The 334-nt window shown below is 73.4% G+C and carries 1 pseudogene; it reads left to right on the forward strand.

The features are described from left to right. Positions 1-334 (forward strand): annotated as a pseudogene (locus tag ACQG3P_RS18950) (usher protein); the annotation flags it as partial.

A 334-nucleotide genomic window follows, 5' to 3' on the forward strand; every position in this document is an offset into this window, starting at 1 on the left:
CCGCGCGGTGTGTTCTGGGGCGGCGCGCCCGGTGCCGACGCGGGCGTGGCCGTCTGCGTCGAGGATGCCGCTGCCAGCGGGTTCGACGGCGCGGCCGCCGAGGTAAAAGCCGGGGCCAGCCGCCGCCTGGTGCTGCGCTCCGGTCAACGCCGCCTGCTGCCGTTGAGCGGCTATCAGCGGCATCAGGTGGAGGTCCTGGATGCGCCCGGGCACGCACACGACGCCAGCGTGCGGGTGACCCATCCCGGCCCTGCCCAGCAGCGCTTCCGGTTGCCAGGCAGGGTGAGCGCATTGCCGGTGGGCGTGGAAGCCACCTTCACCTATATCGGCAGCG

It is taken from the genome of Stenotrophomonas sp. SrG (assembly GCF_050031795.1).
Taxonomy (GTDB): domain Bacteria; phylum Pseudomonadota; class Gammaproteobacteria; order Xanthomonadales; family Xanthomonadaceae; genus Stenotrophomonas; species Stenotrophomonas rhizophila_A.